Below are 6,552 nucleotides of genomic sequence, written 5' to 3' on the forward strand. Positions count from 1 at the left end.
CGACTGTGGGCCTGTTGGACCAGGAGGGCGTGTTCTTCACGTACCTGCACATGCTCGGCGCACCTTTCGGCGAGCCACCGCGCTACACGTTCGACGAGCGGATCGCCGCGCTCGGCCACGAGGACGTCATCGGGATCGGGTTCGACGCCGACGAGTTCGACCAGCTGCTGGCCACCCGCTCGGCCGACGAGCTCCAGGGCGTGCTGGACGAGCACGACGTCACGATCGGCGAGCTGCAGATTCTCTACGGCTGGCACTTCGGCGGCGACTACGGGCGGATGGCGCGCGAACGCGAGGACCACGTCTACGACCTCGCCGTGCGTTTCGGCATCCCGCGCGTGAAGACGGTCATCATGACACCGACCGAGATGCCCCCGCGCGACCTGCTCGTCGAGCGTTTCGCCGGAATCTGCGACCGCGCCGCCGAGCACGGCCTGGAGATCGCGTTCGAGACCCAGTCGGTGAATCCGGGCTTCGACTACAACGACACCGTTGACATGATCGTGGCGGCGGGCCGGCCCAACGGCGGCATGGTCGTCGACGGCTGGCACTTCTTCCGCGACCCGGACGCCTGGGCCGCGCTGGAGAAGATCCCCGTCGAGTACGTCATGGGCCTCGAACTGCGCGACGGCCCCGCCGAGCCCGCCGTGTCCAGGATGGACGACGCCCTGAACCGCAACCTGCTGCCCGGCGAGGGCGACTTCGACCTCGTCCGGCTGGTGAACGCGCTGGACGCCAAGGGAGCCGACGTGCGCATCTCGGTCGAGGTGATGTCGGAGGAACTGCGCGAACTCTCGGCGGCGGAGAACGTGCGGCGCACGCTGGCCGCGGTGAACGTCTTCAAGGAAGCCGCGCGATCCTGACCGCCGGACCCCTGCCCGGTGCGCGAGGACAGCGTGGTCGCCGTGCGCCGGGCAGCGCGCGCGAGCGGCTCGGCCGTGAGATTGGTTGGTGTTGTTGGTGAACGACGACAGGCTGCGCGAGTACCTGAAACGGGCGACGGCCGAGCTCAAGCAGGCCCGCCGTCGCGTGCGTGAGCTGGAGGCGCGGGACGGCGAGCCGATCGCGATCGTCGCGATGACCTGCCGGCTGCCCGGCGGCATCACCTCCCCGGACGAGCTGTGGGACATGGTGGCCGACGGGCGCGAGGGAATCACGCCGTTCCCGGACGACCGCGGGTGGGACAACCCGCTGATCTACGACCCGGAACCGGGAATACCCGGCCGCACCTACACCCGCCACGGCGGTTTCCTGCACGACGCCGGCCACTTCGACGCGGACTTCTTCGCGATCGGCCCGCGCGAGGCCAGGGAGATCGACCCGCAGCAGCGCCTCCTGCTGGAGACCGCGTGGGAGACCCTCGAGCGCGCCCGGATCGACCCGACGTCCCTCAGGGGCAGCCGGACCGCCGTGTTCGCCGGCATGGTCTACCACGACTACCCCGAGAACAGCAGCACGGGCGCGATCGCCTCCGGCCGGGTGTCCTACGTGCTCGGCCTGGAAGGCCCCTCGGTCACCGTGGACACCGCCTGCTCCTCGTCGCTGGTCGCCCTGCACCTCGCCGCCCGGTCACTGCGCTCGGGGGAGAGCACCCTGGCACTGGCCGGAGGCGTGACGGTCATGGCCACCCCCGAGGCGTTCATCGCGTTCAGCGGGCAACGCGCCCTCTCCCCCGACGGCCGGTGCAGGTCCTTCGCGGGATCGGCGGACGGCACGGGCTGGGGCGAGGGCGTCGGCTGGCTGCTGCTCGAGCGCCTCTCCGACGCCCGCCGCAACGGCCACCCCGTGCTCGCCGTGGTCCGCGGCTCGGCGATCAACCAGGACGGTGCCTCCAACGGCCTCATGGCGCCCAACGGGCCCGCGCAGCAACGCGTCATCGTCCAGGCGCTCGCGAACGCCGGGCTGAGACCGTCCGACGTCGACGCCGTCGAGGCGCACGGAACCGGCACGACCCTCGGCGACCCCATCGAGGCCCAGGCCCTGCTGGCGACGTACGGCCAGGACCGCGACCGGCCCCTGTGGCTGGGATCGATCAAGTCGAACATCGGTCACACCCAGGCGGCGGCCGGCGTCGCGGGAATCATCAAGATGACGCAGGGCATGCGGCACGGCATCCTGCCGCGGAGCCTGAACATCGACGTGCCCACACCCGAGGTCGACTGGTCGGCCGGAGCGGTCTCCCTGCTGACCGAGCAGCGGGAATGGCCGCGGGGCACGCGGCCCCGCCGCGCCGCGATCTCCTCCTTCGGCGTGAGCGGCACCAACGCCCACGTGATCATCGAGGAGGCCGAGGACGCCCAGGAGGCCTCACCCGCCCCGGCCGACCCGGTGCTGGCCGGCGTGCCCGTGGTGTGGCCCCTGGCGGCCCGCGGCGAGGCGGCCCTGAAGCAGCAGGCCCGCAACCTCCTGTCGCACGCCGGTGACCTGGACGTGGTGGACGTCGGATTCTCCCTCGCGACGACCCGGGCCGCCCTGGAACACCGCGCGGCCCTGGTGGGAACGAAACCGGAGGACTTCACCCGCTGCCTGACCGCGCTGATGGAAGGACGGCCGTCGGCCGGCCTGTCGACGGGAACGGCGGGCGCGGGCAAGGTGGCGTTCCTGTTCTCCGGACAGGGCGCCCAGCGACTCGGGATGGGCCGGGAACTGCACGACATCTTCCCGGTGTTCGCCGAGGCGTTCGACGCCGTCATGTCCCTGATGGACCCTCGCGTCCGTGACGTGATCTGGTCCGACGAGGCCGCGCTGAACCGGACGGAGTTCACCCAGGCGGGCCTGTTCGCCGTGGAGGTGGCCCTGTTCCGGCTGCTGGAGTCGTGGGGGGTCCGGCCCGACCACGTCGCGGGACACTCGATCGGCGAGATCGCGGCGGCGCACGTCGCCGGGGTGTTCTCGCTGGCCGACGCCTGCCGGATCGTGACGGCGCGCGGACGGCTGATGCAGGCGCTGCCCGAGGGCGGGATCATGGTCGCGATCCAGGCCACGGAAGAGGAGGTGCTGGCCCTGCTGCCGGGCCAGGGCCCGTCCTCGCGGCGGCCCGATGCCGCCGCGGTCACCGGTTCGAACCCGGGCGAAGCGGCACACCAGGTCGACATCGCCGCGGTCAACGGCCCGGACTCCGTGGTCGTCTCCGGCACCGAGGCGGCCGTCGAGCGGATCCTCGCCGCCCTGCCGGGCCGCAGGTCCACCCGGCTGCGTGTCTCCCACGCCTTCCACTCGCCGCTCATGGAGCCCATGCTCGCCGGCTTCCGCACCGCGATGGACGGGATCCGGTTCACGCCCCCCACCATCCCCCTGGTCTCCACCGTGACCGGGAGGCCCGCCGACACCGGCTCCGCCGAGTACTGGGTACGGCACGTCCGGGAGACGGTACGGTTCGCCGACGGCGTCCGCCACCTCGCCGAACAGGGGGTGACCCGGTTCGTCGAGGTCGGGCCGGACGGGGTGCTGACCGGACCGGCCCGGCAGGTCCTCGGCGACTCGGGCATCGTGATCGCGGCCCAGCGGAAGGACCACGGCGAGGCCGAGTCGCTGATGACCGCGGCCGGCCGGTTGTTCGCCGCCGGCGTGCCCCTGGACTGGCAGTCGGTCTTCGCGTGCCGTGGCGCGCGGCCGGTGGACCTTCCCACGTATCCCTTCCAGCGTACGAACCACTGGCTCATGCCGGACGCCGTGAGCGACGCGACCGACTCGTGGCGGTACAGGATCGGCTGGGAGCCGATCACCACCTCGGTGCCGCAGGCGGAGCCGACCGGCACCTGGCTGGTGCTCGCACCCGGCGGGCACGCCGACGACGAGCGCATCTCGGCGGTCGGCGACGCGCTCGGCACGCGAGGGGCCAAGATCGTCCGGATCGAGGTGACCGAGCCCGACCGCGCCGGGCTGGCACGGCACCTCACGGCCCACACCCCCGAGGGGATCCTGTCGTTCCTCGCCCTCGACGACCGGCCGCACCCCGTCCACCCGGGCCTGTCCGCCGGCCAGGCCGCGACGATCGCCCTGATCCAGGCGGTGGCGGACACCGTCCCCGCCCGACTCTGGTGCGTCACCTCCGGCGCGGTGGTCGTGGACGGCAAGGACCGGCTGACCAGCCCGCACCAGGCGGCGCTGCGGGGCACGGGTGTCGTGGTGTCACTGGACCACCCCGACTTCTGGGGCGGCGTCGTCGACGTGCCCGCCCGCCTCGACGAGACGACGGCGCGCCGGTTGTGCGACGTGCTGACCTCGACCGGCGGCGAGGACCAGGTCGCCGTCCGCGACGCGGGCGTGTTCGGCCGGCGACTGGTCCGCGCCGGTCTGGCGGGCGCGTCACGCAAACGCGCCTGGCGTCCCACCGGCACGACGCTGATCACCGGTGGGACGGGTGGCGTCGGCGCGCACGTCGCCCGGTGGCTGGCGAGCATCGGTGCCGAGCACCTCGTGCTGACGAGCCGCCGCGGCCCTGACGCCCCCGGCATGACCGAGCTGACCGAGGAGCTCACACGGCTCGGCGCACGTGTCACGATCGTCGCGTGCGACGTGAGCGACCGGGCCGCCGTCGGCCGGTTGCTCCGGTCGCTGCCCGAGCTGAGAGCCGTCGTCCACGCCGCCGGCGTGGCACAGCAGGACACGCCGCTGCCGGAGACCGGCCTCGCGGAATTCGCCGAGATCGGACGCGCCAAGGTCACCGGAGCCGTGCACCTCGACGAACTACTCGGTGACCGGCCGCTCGACGCGTTCGTGCTGTTCTCCTCGGGCGCCGCGGTGTGGGGCAGCACCGGCCAGGCGGCCTACGCCGGTGCGAACGCCTTCCTCGACGCCCTCGCGCACCGGCGCCGGGCCCGCGGGCTGGCGGCGACCGCGGTCGCGTGGGGTCCGTTGGACAGCGGCATGGTCGACGACGAGATCGCCGGGTTCATGCGGCGCATCGGCGTGCCCGCGATGGACACCCGAACCGCCGTCGGAATGCTGCGGCAGATCCTGGACCACGAGGAGAGCCACGTGGTGGTGTCGGACTTCGACTGGCCGCGCTTCGCCGGCACGTACACCCTGGCCAGGCCGCGCCCGCTGCTCGACGCGATCCCCGAGCTGCGGGCCACCGGGGAGCCGGAACCCCAGGCCGACCGGTCACTGGTCACCGGCCTGGCCGGGAAGTCCACCGCGGAGCAGAACAGGGCACTGCTCGAACTGGTGCGCGGGCACGTCGCCGCGCTCATGGGATACGACGACGCCTCCGCGGTCGAACCGAGACGCCCCTTCCAGGACCTCGGGTTCGACTCGGTGACGTCGGTGGAGCTGCGAACCGCCCTCGCGCGGGACGTCGGCAGACGGCTCCCCGCCACGATGGTGTTCGACCACGCCACCCCGACCGCGCTGACCGACTACCTCAGGAGCGAACTGTTCGGCGACGGGGTCCAGGTGGAGCCGGTACTCGCCGAGCTCGATCGCCTGGAGGCGACCGTCGCCAGGCTGCCCCCCGAGGACATCGAACGCAACCGCATCCCCGCCCGGCTGCAGGCACTGGCACAGCGGCTGACCTCCGGCGGCTCGTCCGGCGGCTCGTCCGACGTGGAGGACCGCCTGGAGGCCGCCAGCGCGGACGACGTACTGGCATTCATCGACGAAGAACTCGGGCTGAACTGACCCGATCACGACGTGAAACATCTGTGAGGCTTGGATGGCGAACGACGAGAAAATCCTGGACTACCTCAAGCGTGTCAGCGCGGATCTGCATCAGACCCGCCGGCGCCTGAACGAGGTACAGGCCCAGGACCAGGAGCCCATCGCGATCGTCGGGATGAGCTGCCGGCTGCCCGGCGGTGTGTCGAACGCCGACGAGCTCTGGCGTCTCGTGGCCGATGGTGTCGACGCCACCTCCGCCTTCCCCACCGACCGCGGCTGGACCACCGGTGAGACCGGTGGCAGTTACGTGCGTCGCGGTGGCTTCGTGCACGACGCACCACGGTTCGACGCGAACTTCTTCGACATGTCCCCGCGCGAGGCCGTGGCGACCGACCCGCAGCAGCGCCTGGCCCTCGAAGTCTCCTGGGAGGCGATCGAGCACGCCGGAGTCGCACCGCACTCGTTGCGCGGCGAGAACGTCGGCGTGTTCATGGGGTCGGGCATCCAGGATTACGGTGACCTGCTCCTGCGAGCCCCCGAGGTCGCCGAGGCGTACATGTCCACCGCGGCCGCGGCCGCGGTGATCTCCGGCCGCGTCGCCTACACCCTGGGCCTGGAGGGGCCGGCGGTCACGGTGGACACCGCCTGCTCGTCGTCCCTGGTGGCTCTGCACCTGGCGTGCCAGTCGCTGCGCAAGAAGGAGTGCACCCTCGCGCTGGTCGGCGGCGTCATGGTGATGTCGACGCCTGCCGCCTTCGTGGCCTTCAGCAAGCAGAGCGGTCTGGCTCCGGACGGGCGGTGTAAGTCGTTCGCGGATGCGGCTGATGGGACGGGTTGGGGTGAGGGTGTGGGGGTGTTGCTGGTGGAGCGGCTCTCGGATGCTCGTCGTCGTGGTCATCGGGTGTTGGCGGTGGTTCGGGGTTCGGCGGTGAATCAGGATGGGGCGTCGAA

3 protein-coding genes are annotated in these 6,552 nt (G+C 72.0%); all 3 read left to right on the forward strand.

From position 1 onward, the window contains the following. Positions 1–5: 5 nt before the first annotated feature. Positions 6–863: a sugar phosphate isomerase/epimerase family protein gene (locus ACLQ2R_RS07815; protein WP_425958657.1), complete on the forward strand. Its 858-nt coding sequence runs from the start codon at positions 6–8 to the stop codon at positions 861–863. Between the two features lie 97 nt (positions 864–960). After that, positions 961–5,622 carry a type I polyketide synthase gene (locus ACLQ2R_RS07820; protein ID WP_425958658.1) on the forward strand — a complete coding sequence of 1,554 codons (4,662 nt, stop codon included), beginning with the start codon at positions 961–963 and terminating at the stop codon, positions 5,620–5,622. A gap of 34 nt (positions 5,623–5,656) precedes the next feature. Then, positions 5,657–6,552, forward strand: an 896-nt coding sequence (locus ACLQ2R_RS07825) for a beta-ketoacyl synthase N-terminal-like domain-containing protein (protein ID WP_425958659.1), incomplete at its 3' end; no start/stop codon positions are given.

The organism is Streptosporangium sp. DT93, assembly GCF_049844535.1.
Taxonomy (GTDB): domain Bacteria; phylum Actinomycetota; class Actinomycetes; order Streptosporangiales; family Streptosporangiaceae; genus Streptosporangium.